Below are 22,409 nucleotides of genomic sequence, written 5' to 3'. Positions count from 1 at the left end.
ACTCAGTGCAGACGCGCGTTGGTGCCGGCCGTGAAACAGCGGATAATCGGGGACGGTTTTCACGAGGAATCCCCATGCGAGTCGGTTTGTTCGTCACTTGTCTCATCGACACGATGCGCCCCGAAATCGGCTTTTCGACGCTCAAGCTGCTCGAAGAGGCTGGCTATGAGGTTGTCGTGCCGCCCGCGCAAACTTGCTGCGGCCAGCCGGCCTACAACTCCGGCGAGCGAGCGCTCGCACGCGACCTCGCGGAAAAGACGCTGCGCGAGTTCGAGCAGTTCGACTACGTCGTGGTGCCCTCCGGCTCGTGCGGCGGCATGATTCGCGTCCACTATGGCGACTTGTTCCGCGACGATCCCGAATTGATGACGCGTTATGGCAAGCTGCGCGAGCGCGTCTACGAACTGACCGACTTCCTTGTCAATGTCGCGAAGGTCACGCTTGCGCCGGGCGCGTTCAGCGGGCCGGTGACCTATCACGACTCGTGCTCTGGCCTGCGGGAGCTCGGCGTGAAGGCGCAGCCGCGCACGTTGCTCGCCCAGCGCGGTGTCGAAGTCCGCGAGATGAAAGACTGCGAGCATTGCTGCGGCTTCGGCGGCACTTTCGCCGTGAAGTACGGGGACATCTCGACGGCCATCGCGGACGAAAAATGCGCGAATGTCGAGGCGAGCGGGACGGGCGCGGTGGTGCTCGGCGACCTCGGCTGCATGCTGAACATCGAAGGACGTTTGCGCCGCACCGGCGACGCCACCACGCGCGTGCTGCACATCGCGCAGGTGCTGGCCGGCGACGTGTGAGCACAGGCCGTCGCCGTCGATCATTCCAGCCGGAACCCCCGGAATTTGCCGATTACCGCTCAATTTCGCCCCGACGCCATGCAAGTCCAATCGATGCAGTTCAAGGCGCGCGCCGGCCAGAAGCTGGCCGATCAGCGTCTGCAGCACAACCTCAAGAAACTCTCGACCAAGTTCGTCTCGGCGCGCGCCGAGGCCATCACCGCGATCGATTTCCCGGCCACGCGCGCGGCGCTCAAGGCTCGCCGCAATCGCGCGCTGGAGAACCTCGACGTCTGGCTCGAGCAGTTCGAGACCGAGGCGACACGGCGCGGCGTGACGGTTCTTTACGCGGAAACCGCGCGCGACGCGGCGAAGCTCGTCGCGGACATCGCGCGCCGGCACGACGTGCACAAGGTCATCAAGACGAAGTCGATGGTCTCGGAAGAAATGCGGCTCAATACCGTCCTCGCGGAAATGGGCGTGCAGTCCATCGAGACCGACCTGGGCGAGTACATCCTGCAGATCAACGATAACGAGCCGCCTAGCCACATCATTGCGCCCGTCGTCCACAAGGACAAGGACGAGATCGCCGACCTTTTCGCGAAAACGCACGACAAGCCGCGCCTGACCGACATTCCCGACATGACGCGAGAAGCACGCGAAGTCCTGCGGCCACATTTTCTTTCGGCCGACATGGGGGTGACGGGCGGCAACTTCCTCGTCGCGGAAACGGGCTCGGTCGTGCTGGTGACGAACGAGGGCAACGAGGGCATGTGCACGGTGATGCCGCGCGTGCACGTGGCGGTGACCGGCATCGAGAAGGTGCTGCCCACGCTCGAAGACCTCGCCACGGCCATGCGCCTGCTGCCGCGCTCGGCGACGGGGCAGGCAACGTCGAACTATTTCTCGGTGCTGACCGGGCCGCGCGCGGCAGCAGACCAGGACGGGCCGGAGCACATGTATGTCGTGCTCGTCGATGGCGGCCGCACGGGCCTGATTGGCGGCGAGTTCCAGGACATGCTGCGCTGCATTCGTTGCGGCGCCTGCATGAATCACTGCCCGGTTTATCAGAAGGTGGGCGGCCACGCCTATGGCTGGGTCTACCCCGGGCCGATGGGTTCCGTGCTTACGCCAAGCTACGTCGGCATCGACCGGGCCCTCGATCTTCCCCAGGCCGCCACGCTGTGCGGCGAATGCAATAGCGTCTGCCCCGTGGGGATTCCGCTTTCCGATCTGCTGCGCAAGCTGCGCGAGAAGCAGACGGAGCGTCATCTGCGTCCGTGGCGCGAGCGCGCGGCGCTGGCCGCGTGGGGCTGGCTCGCGCTGCATCCTGGCGCATACGCGCTGCTCACGAAGCTCGGCGTGCGGGTGCTGGAGCGCATGGGCGGCGAGGCGCGGCTCATCCGCAAGCTGCCGTTTGCGCGCGGTTGGACGAATGGGCGTGACATGCCCGCGCCAGTCGGCCGCACGTTCCGCGAACTGTATGCGGCGCGTCACACGCATCTCGATACGACGAAGCCGACGAAGCGCCCGGGAAAAAGCTGACGCAAGAGTTTGGCGAGCACGTCAGTCAAGCGTTCTCCGCCGACTATTTAGCCTGCCGCAACAGTGTGTTCATGCGGGGCGGGTTTTTCCTGATTGCGACTATCTATATGATCTCGACTGGCGATAGTGCGTCCGCACGTTTTGCCCCATAGTCGAGAGAGTCGCATCATGAGAAAGAAAATGACGGTGTACTGGCCGCTGGCGCTGATCGTGCCGCTCGCGGCGATCGCATGGATTCATGCATGGAATACCGCCGAGCAGCAGATGCCGCTCGGCGCCGGTCAGTTCACGGCCGAGCTCGCGCGCGCGGTTTCGTATGGCCTCGTGGGCAGCGAAGGCAAGTCGTCGGTGAAAGCGGTACACCACGGCGTCGCGACGCTGCCCCAGTCGAATACGATCTGATGAATTGCAGCGGCCGTATGGCCAAGCCTCGTAGCGTGCCGCCCGGCCACGCCGCGCGTAATTGTTACGCTTTGTATAATCGATGATCCGCCGCCGTGCGCTGAACGCCGGCCGGTGCCCCGGCGCTCCACGATGAAAAAGGTTTCCGTCTGCTTCGTTTGTCTTGGCAATATCTGCCGCTCGCCCACGGCCGAGGCTGTGATGCGGCATCTGGTCGCCGAAGCGGGGCTGGCGGGGCGCATCGATCTCGATTCGGCGGGTACGGGCAATTGGCATATTGGCGAGGCGCCCGACGAGCGTGCCCAGCGTGCGGCAGGGCAGCGCGGGTATGATCTCGCGCCGCTGCGCGCCCGGCAGATCGCGGCCGAGGATTTTCGCCGTTTCGACCTGATCGTGGCGATGGACGACGCCAATGTCGCGGCGCTCCAGAACGTGTGTCCGGCGTCCGGGCACGACAAGATCCGTCTGTTGATGGAATTTTCACCGCAGGCAGAATCGCGCGTGGTCGTCGATCCGTATTTTGGCGGCGACGTGGGCTTCGAAACGGTGCTCGATCAATGCGAGGCTGCCTGTGCGGGCCTTCTCGCAGCATTGCGTCCGCAACTGGCGGACTGAGATGCCGCGCGATGCAATCCGGCCCGACGGCGCCGAATGCGGAAATCGCGCCATTTCTGCCACCCGCGACGCATCGGATAACCCAAATCGTAACGTGGATACTTGACTAAGTTAGTCATGTATTTATACTTGACGAAAATTGTCGAGAATTGCGGTTCCCCTACATCATGAGACTCACCACCAAAGGCCGTTTCGCCGTCACGGCGATGATCGACCTGGCCCTGCGCCAGGAGCAGGGCCCGGTGACGCTTGCGGGTATCAGTCAGCGGCAGCACATCTCGCTGTCGTACCTCGAACAACTGTTCGGCAAGCTGCGCCGTCATGAAATCGTCGAATCGGTCCGTGGGCCGGGCGGCGGCTATAACCTCGCGCGCCGCGCGGAGGACGTCACGGTCGCGGACATCATCATCGCCGTGGACGAGCCGCTCGACGCCACCCAGTGCGGCGGCAAGGGCGCCTGCGAAGGCACCAAGCAGCACGACGGCCATTGCATGACGCACGAACTCTGGTCGACGCTGAACCAGAAGATGGTCGAGTACCTCGACTCGGTGTCCCTCAAGGACCTGGTGGACAAGCAGCGCGCCCGCGAAGGCGCCGCGCCCGCCGTCCTGCGCGATCGCCGCACCGAAGCGCCCGCCGTGGAGCCGGTGAGGTCGGCGCCGCTCGGGCCGAACTCGATCTTCAACATGGCGGGTTCGTAAGCGGCCCAGGCGGCGGTTCGGCGTCCCCCCGAACGCACTACACAAGTACAGCGCAGCACCCAAGATTCCCCGGAGCGATAGATGAACAACGACATTCCCCACCTGCCCATTTACATGGACTACAGCGCGACGACGCCGGTCGATCCGCGCGTGGTGGACAAGATGATCCCGTATCTGCGCGAGCAGTTCGGCAATCCGGCGTCGCGCAGCCACGCCTACGGCTGGGCGGCGGAGCGTGCCGTCGAGGAAGCGCGCGAGCAGGTCGCGGCGCTCGTCAACGCCGACCCGCGCGAAATCATCTGGACCTCTGGCGCGACCGAATCGGACAACCTCGCGATCAAGGGCGCCGCGCACTTCTACAAGAGCCGCGGCAAGCACATCATCACGGTGAAGACCGAGCACAAGGCCGTGCTCGACACCTGCCGCGAACTCGAGCGCGAAGGCTACGAAGTCACGTACCTGGACGTCAAGGAAGACGGCCTGATCGACCTCGAAGCCTTCAAGGCCGCGATCCGCCCCGACACGATCCTCGTCTCCGTCATGCACGTGAACAACGAGATCGGCGTGATTCAGGACATCGAGACGATCGGCGAGATCTGCCGCGAGAAAGGCATCATTTTCCACGTCGACGCCGCGCAATCGACGGGCAAGGCGCCCATCGACCTGCAAAAGCTCAAGGTCGACCTGATGTCGTTCTCGGCGCACAAGACCTACGGCCCGAAGGGCATCGGCGCGCTGTACGTGCGCCGCAAGCCGCGCGTGCGCATCGAGGCGCAGATGCACGGCGGCGGCCACGAGCGCGGTATGCGTTCGGGCACGCTCGCGACGCACCAGATCGTCGGCATGGGCGAGGCGTTCCGCATCGCGCGCGAAGAGATGGCGACGGAAAACGAGCGCATCCGCATGTTGCGCGACAAGCTGCTGCGCGGCCTGCAGGAAATCGAGGAAACCTACGTGAACGGCGACATGGAAAAGCGTGTCCCGCACAACCTGAACATCAGCTTCAACTTCGTCGAGGGCGAGTCGCTGATCATGGCGGTCAAGGACGTGGCGGTGTCGTCGGGGTCGGCGTGCACGTCGGCGTCGCTGGAGCCGTCGTACGTGCTGCGCGCGCTCGGGCGCAACGACGAACTCGCGCACAGCTCGATCCGCTTCACGGTGGGCCGCTTCACGACCGAGCAGGACGTCGATTACGTCATCAACCTGCTGAAGACGAAGATCGCCAAGCTGCGCGAACTCTCGCCGCTGTGGGAAATGCACAAGGACGGCATCGACTTGTCGACCATTCAGTGGGCGGCGCACTAACGCAGCGCGGCGCAGTCAGCAGCGAATAACGAACCGGCCGCAGCGCACCGCGCAGGCAACTGCGCGCAGCGCGGCCAACGAACTGAAGGAGTGTGATCATGGCATATAGCGACAAGGTTCTGGACCACTACGAAAACCCGCGCAACGTCGGCTCGTTCGCCAAGGACGACGACGCGGTCGGCACCGGCATGGTCGGCGCGCCGGCCTGCGGCGACGTGATGAAGCTGCAGATCCGCGTGGGCGCGGACGGCGTGATCGAAGACGCGAAGTTCAAGACCTACGGCTGCGGCTCGGCGATCGCGTCGAGTTCGCTCGTCACCGAGTGGGTGAAGGGCAAGACGCTCGACCAGGCGCTCGACATCAAGAACACGCAGATCGCCGAGGAACTGGCGCTGCCGCCGGTGAAGATCCACTGCTCGATCCTTGCGGAAGACGCGATCAAGGCGGCGGTGGCGGATTACCGTCAGCGTCATACGGCCGAAGCGAAGGCCGACGCGGCGTAAGCGCGGCGCAGGGGCAGGACGGCGCCGGGCCCATTGGGGGCGGCGCTTTGGGACTAACGATTCTGGATGCAGCAGGGTTGCGTCGCGGTGCAGGGAACAGGCGAAAGCCCGACCTGGCGGCGCGAGGCGCGGCGAAGATGCTATGGCAATTACGTTGACTGAAAAAGCGGCACAGCACGTGCAGAAGTACCTGACCCGTCGCGGCAAGGGCATGGGCCTGCGTCTCGGCGTGCGCACGACGGGCTGCTCGGGCCTCGCATACAAGCTCGAGTACGTCGACGAACTCGCACCCGAGGACAACGTCTTCGAGAGCCACGGCGTCAAGGTGATCGTCGATCCGAAAAGCCTCGCCTACATCGACGGCACGCAGCTAGACTTCGTGCGCGAAGGGCTGAACGAGGGCTTCCGGTTCAACAACCCGAATGTGAAGGACGAGTGCGGCTGCGGCGAGTCCTTCCGCGTCTGAGCCCGCGCCAAGCGGTGAAAAGGCGGCCTGTGCCGCCTTTTTGATTTTGACGGCCCCACCAGAACGTTCCAGCCGATGAGCACGCCTTCCACGCCTCCCAAGTCGCTCTCCGATAGTCATTTCGTGCTGTTCGGTTTGCCCGAGCAGTTCGGGATCGACGCTAACGCGCTCGACCACGCTTACCGCACCGTCCAGGCGCAGGTTCATCCCGACCGTTTCGCCGCGGCCGGCGAGGCGCAAAAGCGCATTGCGATGCAGTGGGCCACGCGCGCGAACGAGGCGTACCAGACGCTGCGCGATCCGCTCGAGCGCGCGAAGTACCTGCTGCATCTGCGCGGCATCGACGTCGGCGCGGAGAACAACACGGCGATGGAGCCCGCGTTCCTCATGCAGCAAATGGAATGGCGCGAGGCGATCGAAGACGCGGTCCGCGCGAAGAACGTCGACGCGCTCGACGCGCTGGCGGCCGGGTTGCGCGACGACGAGCGCGTGCGTTTCACGAAGCTCGCGGCACTGCTCGACAGCGGCTCGAACCAGCCCGCCGCCGAGGCGGTGCGCCAGCTCATGTTCATCGAGCGCGTGGCGGGCGAGATCGACACGCAGATCGAGCGGCTGGAAGGCTGAAACACCAGCCCGGAAAAGCATATCGGCGCCTTGCGCCAACCAGGTAAAAAAAGCAGATCACACAGATGGCCTTACTGCAAATTTCCGAACCCGGCATGGCGCCGGCACCGCATCAGCGGCGACTTGCCGTCGGCATCGACCTCGGCACGACCAACTCGCTGGTCGCCGCGGTGCGCAGCGGCGTGCCCGACGTGCTGCCCGACGAAGACGGTCACGTGCTGCTGCCTTCCGTCGTGCGCTATCTCGCGAACGGCGGCCGTCGCATCGGCCGCAAGGCGAAGGCCGAGGCCGCCACCGATCCCCGCAACACGATCGTCTCGGTCAAGCGCTTCATGGGCCGCGGCAAGGCCGACGTCGAAGGCGCGGCGAACGCGCCCTACGATTTCGTCGATGCGCCCGGCATGGTGCAGATCCAGACCGTGGACGGCGTGAAAAGCCCCGTCGAAGTCTCGGCGGAAATTCTCGCGACGCTGCGCCAGCGCGCCGAAGACACGCTTGGCGACGAACTCGTCGGCGCTGTCATCACCGTGCCCGCGTACTTCGACGAAGCGCAGCGCCAGGCGACCAAGGACGCCGCGCGTCTCGCGGGCCTGAACGTGCTGCGTCTGCTCAACGAGCCGACCGCGGCGGCGATTGCCTACGGCCTCGACAACGGCGCCGAAGGTCTCTATGCGGTCTACGATCTCGGCGGCGGCACCTTCGATCTGTCGATTCTCAAGCTCACGAAAGGGGTGTTCGAAGTGCTGGCGGCCGGCGGGGACTCGGCGCTCGGCGGCGACGATTTCGACCACGCGCTTTTCGCTTACGCGCTGGAGCAGTCGGGCATCGAGCGCGCGGCGCTCGCGCCCGAAGACGTGCGACTGCTGCTCGATCGCGTGCGCGACGCGAAGGAAGCGCTCTCGTCGGCGCCCGAAGCGCGCATCGAGGCCACGCTCTCGAACGGCGCGCAGATCGCATTGACGATCGACGAGCCGCGCTTCGAGGCACTCACGCAAGCGCTCGTGCAGCGCACGCTCACGCCGACGAAGAAGGCGCTGCGCGACGCGAGGGTGGCGGCGAAAGACGTGAAGGGCGTGGTGCTGGTGGGCGGCGCGACGCGCATGCCGGTGATCCGCCGCGCCGTGGAGCAGTACTTCGGCCAGGCGCCGCTCACGAATCTGGACCCGGATCAGGTGGTCGCGCTCGGCGCGGCGATCCAGGCCGACCTGCTCGCGGGCAACCGCGGCGGCGAGGACGACTGGCTCCTGCTCGACGTGATTCCGCTGTCGCTCGGCGTGGAAACGATGGGCGGCCTCGTCGAGAAGATCATCCCGCGCAACTCGACCATTCCGGTCGCGCGCGCGCAGGACTTCACGACCTTCAAGGACGGCCAGACCGCCATGGCGATCCACGTCGTCCAGGGCGAGCGCGAACTCGTGGCCGACTGCCGCTCGCTCGCTCGCTTCGAGTTGCGCGGCATTCCGCCGATGGCGGCGGGCGCGGCGCGCATTCGCGTCACCTATCAGGTCGACGCGGACGGCCTGCTTTCCGTGTTCGCGCGCGAACAGCACTCGGGCGTCGAGGCTTCGGTGGTGGTGAAGCCGTCCTACGGTCTTGCCGACGACGACGTCGCGCGCATGCTCGAAGACAGCTTCAAGACGGCCGAAGTCGACATGCGGGCCCGCGCGCTGCGCGAAGCGCAGGTCGAGGCGCAACGTATCATCGAAGCGACGAACGCCGCGTTCGCGGCCGACGGCGAATTGCTCGACGAAGCCGAGCGCGCGCAGCTCGACGCGCTGATCGCCGCGCTCGCGCAAGTCGCGCAGGGCGAGGACGCCGGCGCGATCGAAGCGGCGACGAAAGCGCTTTCCGAAGGCACCGACGAGTTCGCGGCGCGCCGCATGGACAAGGGCATCAAGCGCGCGCTGGCGGGCAAGAAGCTCGACGAGATCGGCTGAACGCGCGACGTCTTCGGCGAGCGCGGCGTTAGCAAACGCTCCGCACGTGCGTGCTTTCCCGATGTGGCAAGCCGCGCGACGCCATTAGAATGGGCACATGCCGCCGTCGCAGACGGGGCCTGTGCCCGAGATGAAAGTTATTGGATACGGAAATCACAATGCCTCAAATCGTGGTGCTGCCCCATGTCGAACTGTGCCCCGAGGGCGCGGTCATCGACGCCAAGCCGGGCGAGAGCGTGTGCGACGCGCTGCTCGAACACGGCATCGAAATCGAGCACGCATGCGAGAAGTCGTGCGCCTGCACGACCTGTCACGTGATCGTGCGCGAAGGTTTCGATGCGCTCGAGCCGTCGGAGGAAGACGAAGACGATCTGCTCGACAAGGCATGGGGGCTCGAGCCGACGTCGCGGCTGTCGTGCCAGGCCATCGTGCCCGAGAACGACGACCTGGTGGTCGAGATTCCGCGTTACTCGATCAACCACGCGAAGGAAAACCACTGAGGCACACCAAGAGGAGCGGGCAGCCATGAAATGGACCGATACGCAGGACATCGCGGTGGCGTTGACGGACACGCATCCGGACATCGATCCGCAGTACGTGCGCTTCACCGATCTGCACCGCTGGATCACCGAGCTCGACGGCTTCGACGACGATCCCGAGCGTTCGAACGAAAAAATTCTCGAGGCAATCCAGGCGGCGTGGATCGAAGACGCGGGCTACTGATTCCCCCGCCGCGCCCCGATCGGGACGCCGATGCGAAAAAGGCGATCCGCCAGTGTGGCGGATCGCCTTTTTTGTTGCGGATGCGCGCGTCAGTTGCGTCAGTTCACGCGATCAGCCTGCAACCAGCGTGCCGTTCTCCACACGCACACGCTGGCCCTGCTGGAACGGCGGCGCTTCGTGATACGTGAAATAGCGCATCTTGCCGTTTTCCATGCGCACGCGCACCGAATAGCTTGTCGTGCTGCGCAGATGCTTTTCGACCGAGTTGCCGGCAAAACCGCCGCCGAGTGCGCCGAGCAGCGTCATGGCGGTACGGCCGCCGCCCGAGCCAAACTGGTTGCCGACCACGCCGCCGGCCACCGCGCCGCCCACGGCGCCGATGCCGGTGCCATGACCTTCGTGCTTGACCGCGGAGATCGCGACGACGGTGCCGCACGACGAGCACGCGGCCTGTGCGGGCGGCGGCGCTTCCTGGGCGTACTGCTGCTGCGAAGGCTGCGGCTGCTGGCCGTATTGCTGCGCCGGGGCGGCGGATACGGCGGCCTGCTGCTGCGCTTGCGCCGGGGCCGGCTGCGGAGCGGCCGGCGCCTCTTGTGCGTTCTGTGCATACTGCGAGGCTTGCACGGGCTTTGTGGAATCGACCACGGGCTGTGAGCCCGTCATGGCCGTCTGGCCCGTCTGGCCCTGGGCACTTTGCGCGGCAGTGCTGGCGGCTTTCGGGAAGACCCCGGTAATGGCCGCGGTAGCGGCCAGGCTCGCGATGATGACGGCTGCCGCCGCAGTCGCGACAAGCGGATGCAGGCGGCGTTTCGGTGTGGTCGGATCAGGGGTGTTCATGACAGGCTCCGTCTTCGGCAGAGTTGGTTCTCTAGTGAGATCCAGTTTGAGCCAAACCCGTTCACTCGACGTTTCAATTTGTAACCCGGCACCGCCGACGGCGACGCGGCTCAAAGGGTGCGATCGCCGTATCGAATGGCGTGACGCCGATTTGGAGACCGGCGCAGTCGATGTGCCCGCCACGCACGCGGTTTCGGCCGGCGCATTTTACCGGCGGTTACAAACGCTCACGTCGGGTATGCCCAAAGACACGGGGCGCACGCGGCTTGAACCGCATGCGCCCCGTGGTGGCACAACACGCGTCGCTTAGTCTTCGCGGCGCAGGTGCGGGAAGAGGATGACGTCGCGGATGCTCGGGCTGTCGGTGAGCAGCATCACGAGGCGGTCGATGCCGATGCCGCAGCCGCCTGTCGGGGGCATACCGTATTCGAGCGCGCGGATGTAGTCGGCGTCGTAGTACATGGCTTCTTCGTCGCCGGCGTCCTTCTGCTCGACCTGCTTTTTGAAGCGCGCGGCCTGGTCTTCCGGATCGTTCAGTTCCGAGAAGCCGTTCGCGATCTCGCGGCCCGTGATGAAAAGCTCGAAGCGCTCGGTGATGCCCGGCTGGGTGTCCGAGGCGCGCGCGAGCGGCGAGACTTCCACCGGGTAGTCGACGATGTAGGTCGGCTCCCACAGTTGCGACTCGGCGGTCTCCTCGAACAGCGCCAGTTGCAGCGAACCGACGCCGGCGTTCAGGAACGCGGGCTGGTTCGCGTCCACGCCGAACTTCTTGAGTTCCGTGCGCAGGAACGCAGCGTCGGCAAGTTGTTCGGTCGTGTACTGCGGCGCGTACTTCTGGATCGCCTGGGTGATCGTGAGGCGGTGGAACGGCTTCGAGAGGTCCAGCTCGCGGCCCTGGTAGGTCACGACGGCGCTGCCGAGCGCATCGACGGCGGCCTGGCGGATCAGTGCCTCGGTGAAGTCCATGAGCCACGTGTAGTCGGTGTACGCGGCGTAGAACTCCATCATCGTGAATTCCGGATTGTGGCGCGGCGACACGCCCTCGTTGCGGAAATTCCGGTTGATCTCGAACACGCGCTCGAAGCCGCCGACGACCAGGCGCTTCAGATACAGCTCGGGCGCGATGCGCAGGAACATCTGCATGTCGAGCGCGTTGTGGTGCGTGATGAACGGCTTGGCCGCCGCGCCGCCGGGGATCGGGTGCAGCATCGGCGTTTCGACTTCCATGAAGCCGGCGTCGGCCATGAAGCGGCGCACCGACGAGATCGCCTTCGTGCGCGCGACGAAGGTCTTGCGCGATTCGGGCGTGACGATCAGGTCGACGTAGCGCTGGCGATAGCGCGTTTCCTGGTCGGCGAGGCCGTGGAACTTGTCCGGCAGCGGGCGCAGCGCCTTCGCGAGCAGGCGCAGTTCGGTGCAGCGCACCGAGAGTTCGCCCTTGTTGGTGCGAAACAGCACGCCCTTCGCGGCCACGATGTCGCCGAGATCCCACTTCTTGAACGCGTCGTAGATGGCGTCGCCGACGTCGGCGGGCGTGATGAAGAACTGGATCTGGCCCGAGCCGTCGCGCACCGTCGCGAAGCTCGCCTTGCCCATCACGCGCTTGAGCATCATGCGGCCCGCGATCGACACTTCGAGGGCCTGCGCTTCGAGCGCGTCCTTGTCGGTGTCGGCGTAGTCGCGCTGCAGGTCGGCGGCGTGATGGGTGGGGCGGAAGTCGTTCGGATAGGCGACGCCCGCCTCGCGCAGCGCGCGCAGCTTCTCGCGGCGCTCGGCGATGATCTGGTTGTCGTCGAGTTCGGGCGCGGTGCTGGGCGCGTTCGGCTGGGTCGGTTCGGTCATGATGGCTCGGGTTCTTTGATTCGCGGTTCGCGGATGTTGCAGCGGATGTTTCGGGTGTGCGGCCCGGGCGAGGCGCCTCGCGGGTCGCGGCGCCAGCGCGGCTGCTCTGGCGCAAGGTGCGGACTTCGATTCCCGCAGCGCCCGCCGCGTGACGGACGGACGCTGCGAAAGAGGGCGGCGCGAAACGCAATGCGGCGCCCGGAGCAAACGCGGGCTTACACGCCCTGTTTCAGGCTCGCGCTGATGAAGTCGTCGAGATCGCCGTCGAGCACGGCCTTCGTGTTGCTGATTTCGACGTTGGTGCGCAAATCCTTGATGCGGCTGTTGTCGAGCACGTAGGAGCGGATCTGGTGGCCCCAGCCCACGTCCGACTTGCCCGCTTCGAGCTTGTCCTGTTCCGACTGGCGCTTGCGCATTTCGGCTTCGTACAGGCGCGATTTCAGCATGGCCATGGCTTCGGCGCGGTTGCGGTGCTGCGAGCGGTCGTTCTGGCACTGCACCACGATGCCCGACGGCAGGTGCGTGATCCGCACGGCCGAGTCGGTCTTGTTGATGTGCTGGCCGCCCGCGCCCGAGGCGCGGAACGTGTCGATGCGCAGATCGGCCGGGTTGACGTCGATCTCGAACGAGTCGTCGATTTCCGGATACACGAACACCGACGAGAACGACGTGTGGCGCCCGCCCGACGAATCGAACGGCGACTTGCGCACGAGCCGGTGAATGCCGGTTTCGGTGCGCAGGAAGCCGTAGGCGTATTCGCCCTCGACCTTGATCGTCGCGCTCTTGATGCCGGCCACGTCGCCTTCGGACTCTTCGAGCACTTCGGTCTTGAAGCCCTTGCGCTCGCAGTAGCGCAGGTACTGGCGCAGCAGCATGGCCGCCCAGTCGCAGGCTTCGGTGCCGCCGGCGCCGGCCTGGATGTCGATGAACGCGTTGTTGGGGTCGGCCGGATTCGCGAACATGCGGCGGAATTCGACGTCGGCGACGCGCTTCTCGATCTCGTGGGCGTCGGCTTCGATGGCGGCGAGCGTGTCGTCGTCGCCTTCCTCGCGGGCCATCTCGAAGAGATCCTGGGTGTCGCGCGTGTCGTTCTCGATGCCGTCGAGCACGTGCACCACGCCCTCGAGCAGCTTCTTTTCCTTGCCGAGACCCTGGGCGTGTTTAGAGTCGTTCCAGACGTTGGGGTCTTCGAGTTCGCTGTTGACTTCGACGAGCCGTCGGGCTTTTACGTCGTAGTCAAAGATACCCCCGTAGCTCGCCCGCGCGCGTGCGCAGGTCCGCCAAAAGGGCTTCGATCGCGTTGAGACGTTCCGCTTCCATTTGTGTCGTGATCCGGCGTGTAAAACACGCAATTATAGCCGATTGGACCCGGATCAAGGGTGGCGCGGGCCGATAGGGCGGCCCGCGCACGCGTGCCCGGAGCGGGCTTCGGGCAGTCTCTTTAGAGCGCCGCGTGCTCCACGACGAGCTGCACGCGCGAGACGCCGTTCCAGGTGTCGCGCACGAGCCGGTAGGCGACGGTCGTGTGCTGCGGCAGCGGGTCCGTGTGGTTGAACCAGATCGCGTTGAAGCGCTGGCGGCCGCGCAGCAGCTGCAGCTTGAGGTGCTTGTCCTTCACGAGCGCCTGCGAGGCCACCTCGAATTCGCCCGCGAACACGGGCGCGGGAAAGCCCTGGCCCCAGACGGCCGCGTCGAGCATCGCGACGAAATCGGGCGTGAAGTAGGCGTCTTCGAGGTCGCCGTCGGTTTCGACGGTGCGCGCGAGCGCTTCTGCCGTGAGCCATTCGCGGCCCACGCGCTCGAATGCGGCGGCGAAGCGCGGCACGTCGGCGGCGGCGATCGTCAGGCCCGCCGCCATCGCGTGGCCGCCGAACTTGTGGATGAGGCCGGGTTCGCGCTTGCTGATGAGATCGACGGCGTCGCGCAGATGGAAACCGGGGATCGAGCGGCCCGAGCCCTTGACGAGTTCGCCGCCGTCGTCGGCGGGCGCGAACGTGAACGACGGGCGGTGGAACTTCTCCTTGAGCCGCCCCGCGACGATGCCGATCACGCCCTGGTGCCAGCCCGCGTTGAAGAGCGTGAGCGTGGCCTTGCCCTCGGGATCGACGTCGGCGAGATCGGCGAGCGCCTGCTGCTGCATCCCGGCCTCGATTTCGCGGCGCTCGCGGTTCATCGCGTCGAGCTGCTGCGCGAGCGCCCAGGCGCGGCCCACGTCGTCGGTGGTCAGGCACTCGATGCCGAGCGACATGTCCGAGAGCCGGCCCGCCGCATTGAGGCGCGGTCCGAGCGCGAAACCGAGGTCGAAGCCCGATGCGCTCTTCGCGTCGCGGCCCGCGGCGCGAAAGAGCGCGGCGATGCCCGGCTGCATCCGGCCGTTGCGGATGCGCTGCAGGCCCTGCGCGACGAGCACGCGGTTGTTGCAGTCGAGCTTCACGACGTCGGCGACGGTGCCGAGCGCGACGAGATCGAGCAGGCCGTCCAGACGCGGCTCCGGCTTCGCGTCGTCGAACGCGTCGCGGCGGCGCAGTTCGGCGCGCAGCGCGAGCAGCACGTAGAACATCACGCCCACGCCCGCGATGCACTTGCTTTCGAAGCCGCAGTCCGGCTGGTTCGGGTTCACGATCGCGCGCGCGGCGGGCAGCGTGTCGCCGGGCAGGTGGTGGTCGGTCACGAGCACGTCGATGCCGAGCGTGTTCGCGGCCTCCACGCCTTCCACGCTCGCGATGCCGTTGTCGACCGTGATCAGCAGGTCGGGCTTGCCGCCCGGGCGCTGCGCGGCGAGCGCGACGATCTCGGGCGTGAGGCCGTAGCCGTACTCGAAGCGGTTGGGCACGAGATAGTCGATCTGCGCGCCCAGCATGCGCAGGCCGCGCACGGCCACCGCGCAGGCGGTCGCGCCGTCGCAGTCGTAGTCGGCGACCACCAGCATGCGCCGGTTTGCCGCGAGCGCGTCGGCGAGCAGCACGGCGGCCTCGGTGAGACCCTTCATGCCCGCGGGCGGGATCAGGCGCGCGAGGCCGGTTTCGATCTCGTCGGGCTGGCAGACGCCGCGTGAGGCATAGAGGCGCGCGAGCACGGGATGCAGGCCGTGGCGCACGAGCGCTTCGGTGTCGGCGGGCGAGCAGGCGCGGGTGACGATTCGGGTCATGCGGGGCGGCGGGAGAAGGAAATCATTCGGGAATCATTCGACGAAGAGCGACGCGAACACGCGGCGTCGCCAGAATTTGCGCAGATCGCCGCGCGAGACGGAGAGCGTGACCGAGCCGGTGTCGCCGCACAGCGTGAGATCGAGCGCGCCGAGCGCGCCCGCTTGCAGCGCCGCGAGCGCGGGCGCGAACCAGTCGCGCTCGAGTTGCGCAAACGCGGCGTTCCAGCGGCCCCAGTCCTGCTGGATGAAGGCCGCCGAAAACGGGTCGAGTTCGACGAGCGTCGCGCCGGTGCCCGCGCCGTCGCGCGGGTCTTGCAGGCGGCGCGCGAGCGCTTCGAAGGTCGCGGGCGCGGCGCCCACGTCGGCGTTCGCGGCGAGCGCGAGACCGCGCGTGGCGGCCGCGTCGGAGCGCACGCGGGCGAAGGGGCTCGTCACGGCGCGCAGCGCGCCCTGCGCGTGGAACCAGATCGAGTTGACGGCGGGCAGGCCGCGCGCCTCGCGCGCCTCGTTGACGGGATGCTCGAACCACGCCATCTGCACTTCGTTCTGCACCTTCATCCAGGCGCGCGAACGCTGGCCCGAATGGGCTTCGTGCGGCAGCCAGATCTCGATGTTGCGGCCGCTCGCGCGCAAGGGCGAAGCGCCCGCGAGCGTGCCGAAGCCTTCCGAGGAGAGATACCAGCGCTGCGGCGTGGGGGCCTCGATGCGCACGCCGAGCGCTTCGATCAGCGGCTTGGCGACCGTGTAGAGCGCGGCGGCGTCGGCATCGGCGAGTTCGAGCGAGGCGGGGTCGATCAGCACGAGATGATCGTGCGCGATGCGCACGTGCACGGGCTGCACGCATGCCCACGTCGCGTCGCCGGGCGTGCCGCCGTCGGCGAGCAGCATGTAGGGCGCGAGCGGCGCCTCGTCGTCGGCGCTCGACGCGGCGGGCTGCGTGCCGCCGGCGCTCGCCGCGCCGAGCGCGCCGAACTGCCGCGCGACCCAGCGCTCATGCGGCAGCGTGCGCTGGAAGTCCTCGCCGATCACCTGCTCGCCGAGCGTCGCGCGCGCCACCAGTTTCGCGAGCGCCGGGTAGTCGAGGCCCGCTAGCGCAGTGGAGGCGGCCGCCGCGGAGGGCAGGGCGAACGGGACGAGGAGATGAAGTCGGTCGGCGGGCATGATGGTGCGCATTGTACTTCGGCGCTCCGTGCCCCGGGCAGCGTTCGGACGCCCTTGCGGCGGCCCGCCGCCGCCCGCCCGCGCTGCCGCTGCGGCACTTGTGGCCGAAAAACGGCTCGAAGGAAAGGGCGCGCGGGCGCCTCCGCGGGCCGCCGCGGTCAGCGTGAAAGTCCGTGAAGCGCCGTCAATGTGGCAAACTTCGCGGTTATCGCCGCCCGACCGGGCACGATATTCTCCGGCCGTCCGGCGCACCGGCCCCAAGGTCGGTACGCTGCCGGAGCGCAACGAAGACGCAAAAAGGATTCGCTTGAAACTTCCCTACGAATGGCAGATAGGCTGGCGCTACACCCGCGCCGGCAAGCGCACGACCGGCAACGGCTTCATCTCGTTCATCGCGCTCGTCTCGATGTCGGGCATCGCGCTCGGCGTCGCGGCGCTGATCGTCGTGCTCTCGGTGATGAACGGCTTTCAGCGCGACGTGCGCGATCGCATGCTCTCGGTGCTCGCGCACATCGAAATCTTTTCGCCGACAGGCACGATGCCCGACTGGCAACTCACGGCGAAGGAGGCCAAAACCAATCCCGAGGTGATCGGCGCGGCGCCCTACGTCGACGCCCAGGCGCTGCTCACGCGCGGTGACAGCGTGAACGGCGTCGCGCTGCGCGGCATCGAGCCTTCCGAGGAGCCGCAGGTCTCGGACATCGGCAAGGAAATGAAGGCGGGCAGTCTCAACGATCTGACGCCCGGCAGCTTCGGCATCGTGCTCGGCGCGGACCTCGCCGTGAACCTCGGCGTGACGGTCGGCGACAAGGTCACGCTCGTCGCGCCCGAGGGCTCGATCACGCCGGCCGGCATGCTGCCGCGCCTGAAGCAGTTCACGGTGGCGGGCGTGTTCGAGTCGGGCCACTACGAGTACGACAGCACGCTCGCGCTCGTCAACATCCGCGACGCGCAAGTGCTCTACCGTCTCGGCGCGCCGAGCGGCGTGCGCCTGCGCCTGAAGGACATGCAGCGCGCGCCGGCGGTGGCGCGCCAGCTCGTGCACACGCTCTCGGGCGACCTCTATATCCGCGACTGGACGCAGCAGAACAAGACCTGGTTCTCGGCCGTGCAGATCGAAAAGCGCATGATGTTCATCATCCTCACGCTCATCATCGCGGTCGCGGCGTTCAATCTCGTGTCTTCGCTCGTCATGACCGTCACCAACAAGCAGGCCGACATCGCGATCCTGCGCACGCTCGGCGCGCAGCCAGGCTCGATCATGAAGATTTTCGTCGTCCAGGGCGTGACGATCGGCTTCGTGGGCACCGGCATCGGCATTGCGCTCGGCTGTCTGATCGCGTGGAGCATTCCGTGGAGCGTGCCGATGATCGAGCATCTGCTCGGCATCCAGTTCCTGCCGCCTTCGGTCTATTTCATCAGCGAGCTGCCTTCGGAGCTCGTCGCTTCGGATGTGATACGCATCGGCGTCATCGCTTTCGTGCTGTCCGCGCTCGCGACGCTCTATCCGAGCTGGCGCGCGGCCAAGGTTCGACCCGCGGAGGCGCTGCGCTATGAATGACCGTCAATCGCTCGTCGCCGCGGCTGGCGACTATCCGTACGTGCTGGAAGCGCACGGCGTTTCGAAGGTATTCGGCCAGGGCGCGCTTTCCGTGCAGGTGCTCCACGACACCGAGCTCAAGGTCAGGCGCGGCGAGAAGCTCGCCGTGGTAGGCGCTTCGGGGTCGGGCAAGAGCACGCTGCTGCACGTGCTGGGCGGCCTCGACGAGCCGGGCGCCGGCAAGGTCTCGGTGCTCGGCAAGCCGTTCACCGAGCTTTCCGAGCGCGAGCGCAACGAGTTGCGCAATCGCGCGCTGGGCTTCGTCTATCAGTTCCACCACCTGCTGCCCGAGTTCTCGGCGCTCGACAACGTGGCGATGCCGCTGCGCATCCGGCGCATGATGCAGGAAGACGCGCGCGCCGAAGCCATGGCGATACTGGAGCGCGTGGGTCTCGCGCATCGCGCGCGCAACCGGCCGGGCGAGCTCTCGGGCGGCGAGCGCCAGCGCGTGGCGATCGCGCGGGCGCTGGTGACGAAGCCCGCGTGCGTGCTCGCCGACGAGCCCACGGGCAACCTCGACGGCGCAACGGCCGACACCGTCTTCAACCTCATGCTCGAACTGTCCGAACAGTTCCAGACGAGCTTCGTGATCGTCACGCACGATCCCGATCTCGCGGCGCGCTGCGATCGCATCGTGCGGCTGCGCGACGGCATGCTGCACGAAGAGCCGGTCGTGCCGGTCTGAGCCGCCGGGGCGCGCACGCCATGTGGATCGACACGCATTGCCACCTCGACGCCGCCGAGTTCGACGCGGACCGCGACGCGGTCGCGGCGGCCGCGCAGGCGGCGGGGGTGGGGCGGATCGTGATTCCCGCGGTGGCGCGCGAAAACTTCGCGACGGTGCGCGCGCTCGCGCATCGAACCGGGGGCGCGGTCTACGCGCTCGGCATCCATCCGCTCTACACGCCGCAGGCGCGCGAAGACGATCTGGAGGCGTTGCGGCGCGAAGTCGAGGCGAGTCTCGACGACCCGCGCTTCGTCGGCATCGGCGAGATCGGGCTCGACTATTTCGTGCCGGGTCTCGACGACGCGCGCCAGCAGCACTTCTACGACGCGCAACTGCGTCTCGCGCGCGAGTTCGACTTGCCCGCGATCTGCCACGTGCGCAAGTCGCAGGACCAGGTGCTCAAGGGGCTGCGGCGCAACGGCGTGAAAAGCGGCATTGCACACGCCTTCAACGGCAGCTTCCAGCAGGCGCGCGCGTTCATCGATCACGGCTTGCATCTGGGCTTCGGCGGCAACGTCACGTTCGAGCGCGCGCTGCAGATCCGCAGGCTCGCGCAGCAGTTGCCGCTCGAGGCGATCGTTGTGGAAACCGACGCGCCCGACATCGCGCCCGCCTGGCGCTACCGCGAGCGCAACACGCCCGACCAGGTGCCGCGCATCGGTGCGGTGCTCGCGGGCTTGCGCGGCTTGAGCGCCGAGGAACTCGCCCTTGGCACAACGGCTAACGCGGCGGCGGCGCTGCCGCGGCTCGCGGTTTCGTCGGCATAATCGTTTCGAGGGTGGCGGGCGCGGCGGGCATGCCGCGCGGCGCATTCGACGTCTTTCGCCCCTTCGTCGCGAGGAGGCGGGATGCGGGCGATTTGGTGCGGGTTTGCGCTGGGCGTGATCGCGTTGCAGCGGCAGGCGGCATTGCCGGGGCGGGGCGCGTGGGCCGGGCTCATCGTGGCCTGCCTGCTGGCTGCGGGGTGGGCTGTCCGGGCGCTCGGCGGCGCGAGGCCTTCGGACGAGTCTTGCGATGGCGCCGGGCGCCTGTCCGGCGTCGGGTACTGGCGGCGCTGGCGCATTGCGAGCGGCTGGGCGGCAGTATGGGTGGCCGCCGCGAGTGCGGGCTTCGGCTACGCCGCGTGGCGCGCCGAACTGAGCCTCGCGCAAACGCTTCCCGCTGCCTGGCAAACGCGCGATCTCGACATCACCGGCTATATCTCGAGCTTGCCTTCGTATGGCGCGAACGGCGCGAGCTTTATCTTTCGCGTCGAGTCCTGGGGTACGCGCAAAACTGGCGCACTGCTGCCGCATTGGGTCCAGCTCTCATGGGTGCCGCGCGAGGAGCCGCTGCCGCCGCTCGTTCCCGGCGCACGGTGGCGGCTCTCGGTGCGGCTCAAACGCCCGCACGGCAACGGCAATTTCGGGCTGCGCGACGCGGAGGCGTCATGGCTTGCGCGTGGCGTACGCGCGACCGGCTATGTGAGCGATCCGCAGCGCGCGGTGCGTCTTCCCGTCGATGCCTCGGGCATCGGCGTGCGCATCGAACGCGCTCGCGCCGTGTTGCGCGCGCGCATCGACGCGGTACTCGGCGACGCTCCGCATCGCGGCATCGTCATCGCGCTTGCCAACGGCGCGCAGGACGCCGTGAGCGACGCCGACTGGCGCCTCTTGCGCAATACGGGCACGAGTCATCTGGTGGCGATTTCAGGGCTGCATCTCGCGTTTGTCGCGGGCCTCGCGGGGTGGATCGCCGGCGCAGTATGGCGACGCGCGCGCTGGCGCGGCGTCGAGGCGCCGCTGTTCGTGCCGGCGCAGAAAGTCGCCATCGCTGGCGCGTTGCTCGCCGCGACAATCTATGCGGCGCTCGCCGGTTTCAATGTGCCGGTTCAGCGCGCGCTCTGGATGCTGACGGTGGCGGCGCTCGCGCTATTTGCCGGACGCGAGGTTGCGCGATCGCACGTGCTTGCCTGGGCGCTGGGACTCGTGCTGCTGCGCGATCCCTGGGCCGTGACGGCTGCCGGCTTCTGGCTGTCGTTTTGCGCGGTCGCGGCGATCCTGTTCGCGGCGACGGGCGTGCCGCGCCTGCGCAGGCAAGCGCCGCAGCCTCATTTTGCTGACGGCCCCGATCCGATGCGGGATCGAAGCGAGCCTGCGCGGCGGCTCGTTTCCGTTGCCTCGCTTCGCCGCGGCTGGCGTGCACTGGCGCTGCATCTTGCCATGCGCACCAGCGACAGTGCACGCGTGCAATGGGCCGTTACGCTGGCGCTCGCGCCGCTCACGGCTTACTGGTTCGCGCAGATACCGCTGATCGGCCCTCTCGCCAACGCCTTTGCAATTCCCTGGGTGAGCATGCTCGTGGCGCCGACGGTCATCGGGAGCGCGGCGTTGCCCGCGCCGCTCGATGCGTTCGCGTTACGCGCGGCCCATACCTGTCTCGAATGGCTCGCCGCAATGCTCGGCGCCTTCGAAAGCTTGCCGTGGGCGGTCTTGCGTCTGCCGCAGCCAGGCGCGTGGCCGCTGGCGTGCGCGGCGGTGGGCGTCGCCTGGGGTCTCGCGCCGCGCGGATGGCCGCTGCGCTGGCTCGCGCCGTTCACCTGGCTGCCGCTTCTCGTGCCCGCGCCCACCGGGTCGCCGCCGGGTGCTTTTCGGCTCACGGCGCTCGACATCGGGCAGGGCACCTCTGTGCTGGTCGAAACGGCGCGGCACACCTTGCTCTTCGACGCCGGCCCAGGCCCGGAATCGACACAGGCGGGCGAGCGCATCGTCGTTCCCTATCTGCAGGCGCACGGCGTGCAGCGGCTCGACGCGCTGATGATCAGCCACGACGACTCAGATCATTCGGGCGGCGCGCAGGCCGTGCTCGACGCGATCGGCGTCGGCGAACTCGTGGCGGGCATTTTGCCGGCCCATCCGCTATGGGCGAGCGCGCGCGAGAAGGGTGCGCAGACCGTGCAGTGCGCCGCAGGGCAGCGCTGGCAGTGGGACGCCGTCGACTTCGAGGTGTTGTGGCCCGATCCCGGGCCGCTCGCGGGCAAGCCCAATGCACATTGCTGCGTGCTCAAGGTATCGACGGCGGCATATGCGGAAGGCGGCCGGGTCTCGGCGCTGATCGCCGCCGACATCGAAGCGGGCGTCGAGCGCACGCTCGTCGCCCGCGACCCCGGGCGGCTACGGGCGCAAGTGCTCGTCGTGCCGCATCACGGCAGCCGCACCTCTTCGACTGAACCGTTCCTCGATTCTGTATGGCCGCTCGTCTCGATATTTCAAGTAGGCTATCTGAACCGCTTTCATCATCCGCATCCGGGCGTCTACGCGCGCTATGCGGCACGTCACATCGTGCTCGCGCGCAGCGACGCGGACGGCGCCGCGCGCGTCGAGGCACACCCGGGCTCACTCGCCGTCGAGCGCTTTCGCGATACGCAGCGGCGCTACTGGATGGACCCGCCATCGCCCGACTGACGCATCGGGCCGATGCGAACGCGAAGCACCAAAGACATCAACAATAGAGAGACA

21 protein-coding genes are annotated in these 22,409 nt (G+C 67.3%); 16 read left to right on the top strand and 5 right to left on the bottom strand.

Going from position 1 to position 22,409, the window contains the following annotated elements:
* Positions 1-74 precede the first annotated feature (74 nt).
* From BLU17_RS05620 to iscX, 12 genes are all read left to right on the top strand, one after another.
* Positions 75-797 (top strand): (Fe-S)-binding protein, encoded by a 723-nt coding sequence (locus BLU17_RS05620; protein ID WP_091995599.1) that lies wholly within the window; start codon positions 75-77, stop codon positions 795-797.
* Between the two features lie 78 nt (positions 798-875).
* Entirely contained in the window at positions 876-2,321 is a 1,446-nt protein-coding gene (locus tag BLU17_RS05615) for a lactate utilization protein B (protein WP_091995596.1), read from the top strand.
* A 168-nt stretch (positions 2,322-2,489) separates the two neighbouring features.
* Positions 2,490-2,723: a hypothetical protein gene (locus tag BLU17_RS05610; protein ID WP_091995594.1), complete on the top strand. Its 234-nt coding sequence runs from the start codon at positions 2,490-2,492 to the stop codon at positions 2,721-2,723.
* A 132-nt stretch (positions 2,724-2,855) separates the two neighbouring features.
* Positions 2,856-3,338, top strand: coding sequence for a low molecular weight protein-tyrosine-phosphatase (locus BLU17_RS05605; protein WP_091995592.1), 483 nt, complete (start codon positions 2,856-2,858; stop codon positions 3,336-3,338).
* 167 nt (positions 3,339-3,505) lie between these two features.
* Entirely contained in the window at positions 3,506-4,039 is a 534-nt protein-coding gene (gene iscR, locus BLU17_RS05600) for a Fe-S cluster assembly transcriptional regulator IscR (RefSeq protein WP_091995590.1), read from the top strand.
* Between the two features lie 81 nt (positions 4,040-4,120).
* Positions 4,121-5,344 (top strand): IscS subfamily cysteine desulfurase, encoded by a 1,224-nt coding sequence (locus BLU17_RS05595; RefSeq protein ID WP_091995587.1) that lies wholly within the window; start codon positions 4,121-4,123, stop codon positions 5,342-5,344.
* A 98-nt stretch (positions 5,345-5,442) separates the two neighbouring features.
* Positions 5,443-5,847 (top strand): Fe-S cluster assembly scaffold IscU, encoded by a 405-nt coding sequence (gene iscU / locus BLU17_RS05590; RefSeq protein ID WP_091995585.1) that lies wholly within the window; start codon positions 5,443-5,445, stop codon positions 5,845-5,847.
* 142 nt (positions 5,848-5,989) lie between these two features.
* Positions 5,990-6,313 (top strand): iron-sulfur cluster assembly protein IscA, encoded by a 324-nt coding sequence (gene iscA / locus BLU17_RS05585; RefSeq protein WP_091995583.1) that lies wholly within the window; start codon positions 5,990-5,992, stop codon positions 6,311-6,313.
* Between the two features lie 75 nt (positions 6,314-6,388).
* Positions 6,389-6,937, top strand: coding sequence for a Fe-S protein assembly co-chaperone HscB (hscB, locus tag BLU17_RS05580; protein ID WP_091995581.1), 549 nt, complete (start codon positions 6,389-6,391; stop codon positions 6,935-6,937).
* Between the two features lie 65 nt (positions 6,938-7,002).
* Positions 7,003-8,874 (top strand): Fe-S protein assembly chaperone HscA, encoded by a 1,872-nt coding sequence (hscA, locus tag BLU17_RS05575; RefSeq protein ID WP_091995578.1) that lies wholly within the window; start codon positions 7,003-7,005, stop codon positions 8,872-8,874.
* A gap of 158 nt (positions 8,875-9,032) precedes the next feature.
* A complete protein-coding gene (gene fdx / locus BLU17_RS05570) occupies positions 9,033-9,374 on the top strand; it encodes an ISC system 2Fe-2S type ferredoxin (RefSeq protein ID WP_091995576.1) in 342 nt (113 codons plus the stop codon).
* Positions 9,375-9,399: 25 nt separating this feature from the next.
* Entirely contained in the window at positions 9,400-9,597 is a 198-nt protein-coding gene (gene iscX, locus BLU17_RS05565; RefSeq protein WP_091995573.1) for a Fe-S cluster assembly protein IscX, read from the top strand.
* 111 nt (positions 9,598-9,708) lie between these two features.
* On the opposite strand, the gene BLU17_RS05560 is transcribed toward iscX, so the two are convergent.
* The 5 genes from BLU17_RS05560 to BLU17_RS05540 form a co-directional block, all read right to left on the bottom strand.
* Positions 9,709-10,434, bottom strand: coding sequence for a glycine zipper 2TM domain-containing protein (locus BLU17_RS05560; protein WP_091995571.1), 726 nt, complete (start codon positions 10,432-10,434; stop codon positions 9,709-9,711).
* Positions 10,435-10,740: 306 nt separating this feature from the next.
* Complete coding sequence (gene lysS / locus BLU17_RS05555; protein WP_091995568.1) at positions 10,741-12,276, bottom strand: lysine--tRNA ligase; 1,536 nt, start codon at positions 12,274-12,276, stop codon at positions 10,741-10,743.
* Positions 12,277-12,491: 215 nt separating this feature from the next.
* Positions 12,492-13,596 (bottom strand): peptide chain release factor 2 gene (prfB, locus tag BLU17_RS05550; protein WP_143189184.1). Its coding sequence is split into 2 segments (ribosomal slippage): positions 12,492-13,514 and positions 13,516-13,596, totalling 1,104 coding nucleotides; the frame shifts between segments, so codons are not numbered across the junction.
* Between the two features lie 121 nt (positions 13,597-13,717).
* Positions 13,718-15,424: a single-stranded-DNA-specific exonuclease RecJ gene (gene recJ / locus BLU17_RS05545; protein ID WP_091995566.1), complete on the bottom strand. Its 1,707-nt coding sequence runs from the start codon at positions 15,422-15,424 to the stop codon at positions 13,718-13,720.
* Between the two features lie 33 nt (positions 15,425-15,457).
* Positions 15,458-16,597, bottom strand: a complete 1,140-nt coding sequence (locus tag BLU17_RS05540) for a regulator (RefSeq protein ID WP_176928924.1) — start codon at positions 16,595-16,597, stop codon at positions 15,458-15,460.
* A 295-nt stretch (positions 16,598-16,892) separates the two neighbouring features.
* Between BLU17_RS05540 and BLU17_RS05535 the strand changes: the two genes are divergently transcribed.
* The 4 genes from BLU17_RS05535 to BLU17_RS05520 all read left to right on the top strand — a co-directional run bounded on the left by BLU17_RS05535 (position 16,893) and on the right by BLU17_RS05520 (position 22,355).
* Entirely contained in the window at positions 16,893-18,146 is a 1,254-nt protein-coding gene (locus BLU17_RS05535; RefSeq protein ID WP_091995564.1) for a lipoprotein-releasing ABC transporter permease subunit, read from the top strand.
* Positions 18,139-18,870, top strand: coding sequence for a lipoprotein-releasing ABC transporter ATP-binding protein LolD (gene lolD / locus BLU17_RS05530; protein ID WP_091995562.1), 732 nt, complete (start codon positions 18,139-18,141; stop codon positions 18,868-18,870). The genes BLU17_RS05535 and lolD overlap by 8 nt, the downstream gene beginning before the upstream one ends.
* A 20-nt stretch (positions 18,871-18,890) precedes the next feature.
* Positions 18,891-19,679 (top strand): TatD family hydrolase, encoded by a 789-nt coding sequence (locus BLU17_RS05525; RefSeq protein WP_091995560.1) that lies wholly within the window; start codon positions 18,891-18,893, stop codon positions 19,677-19,679.
* An 81-nt stretch (positions 19,680-19,760) separates the two neighbouring features.
* On the top strand, positions 19,761-22,355 hold the full coding sequence (locus BLU17_RS05520; RefSeq protein WP_091995558.1) for a DNA internalization-related competence protein ComEC/Rec2: 2,595 nt from the start codon (positions 19,761-19,763) through the stop codon (positions 22,353-22,355).
* The last annotated feature ends 54 nt before the right edge of the window (positions 22,356-22,409 follow it).

Source organism: Paraburkholderia lycopersici (assembly GCF_900096975.1).
Taxonomy (GTDB): domain Bacteria; phylum Pseudomonadota; class Gammaproteobacteria; order Burkholderiales; family Burkholderiaceae; genus Paraburkholderia; species Paraburkholderia lycopersici.
The sequence above is the reverse complement of the archived record's forward strand: the minus strand, read 5'-3'. Positions and strand labels throughout refer to the sequence as shown.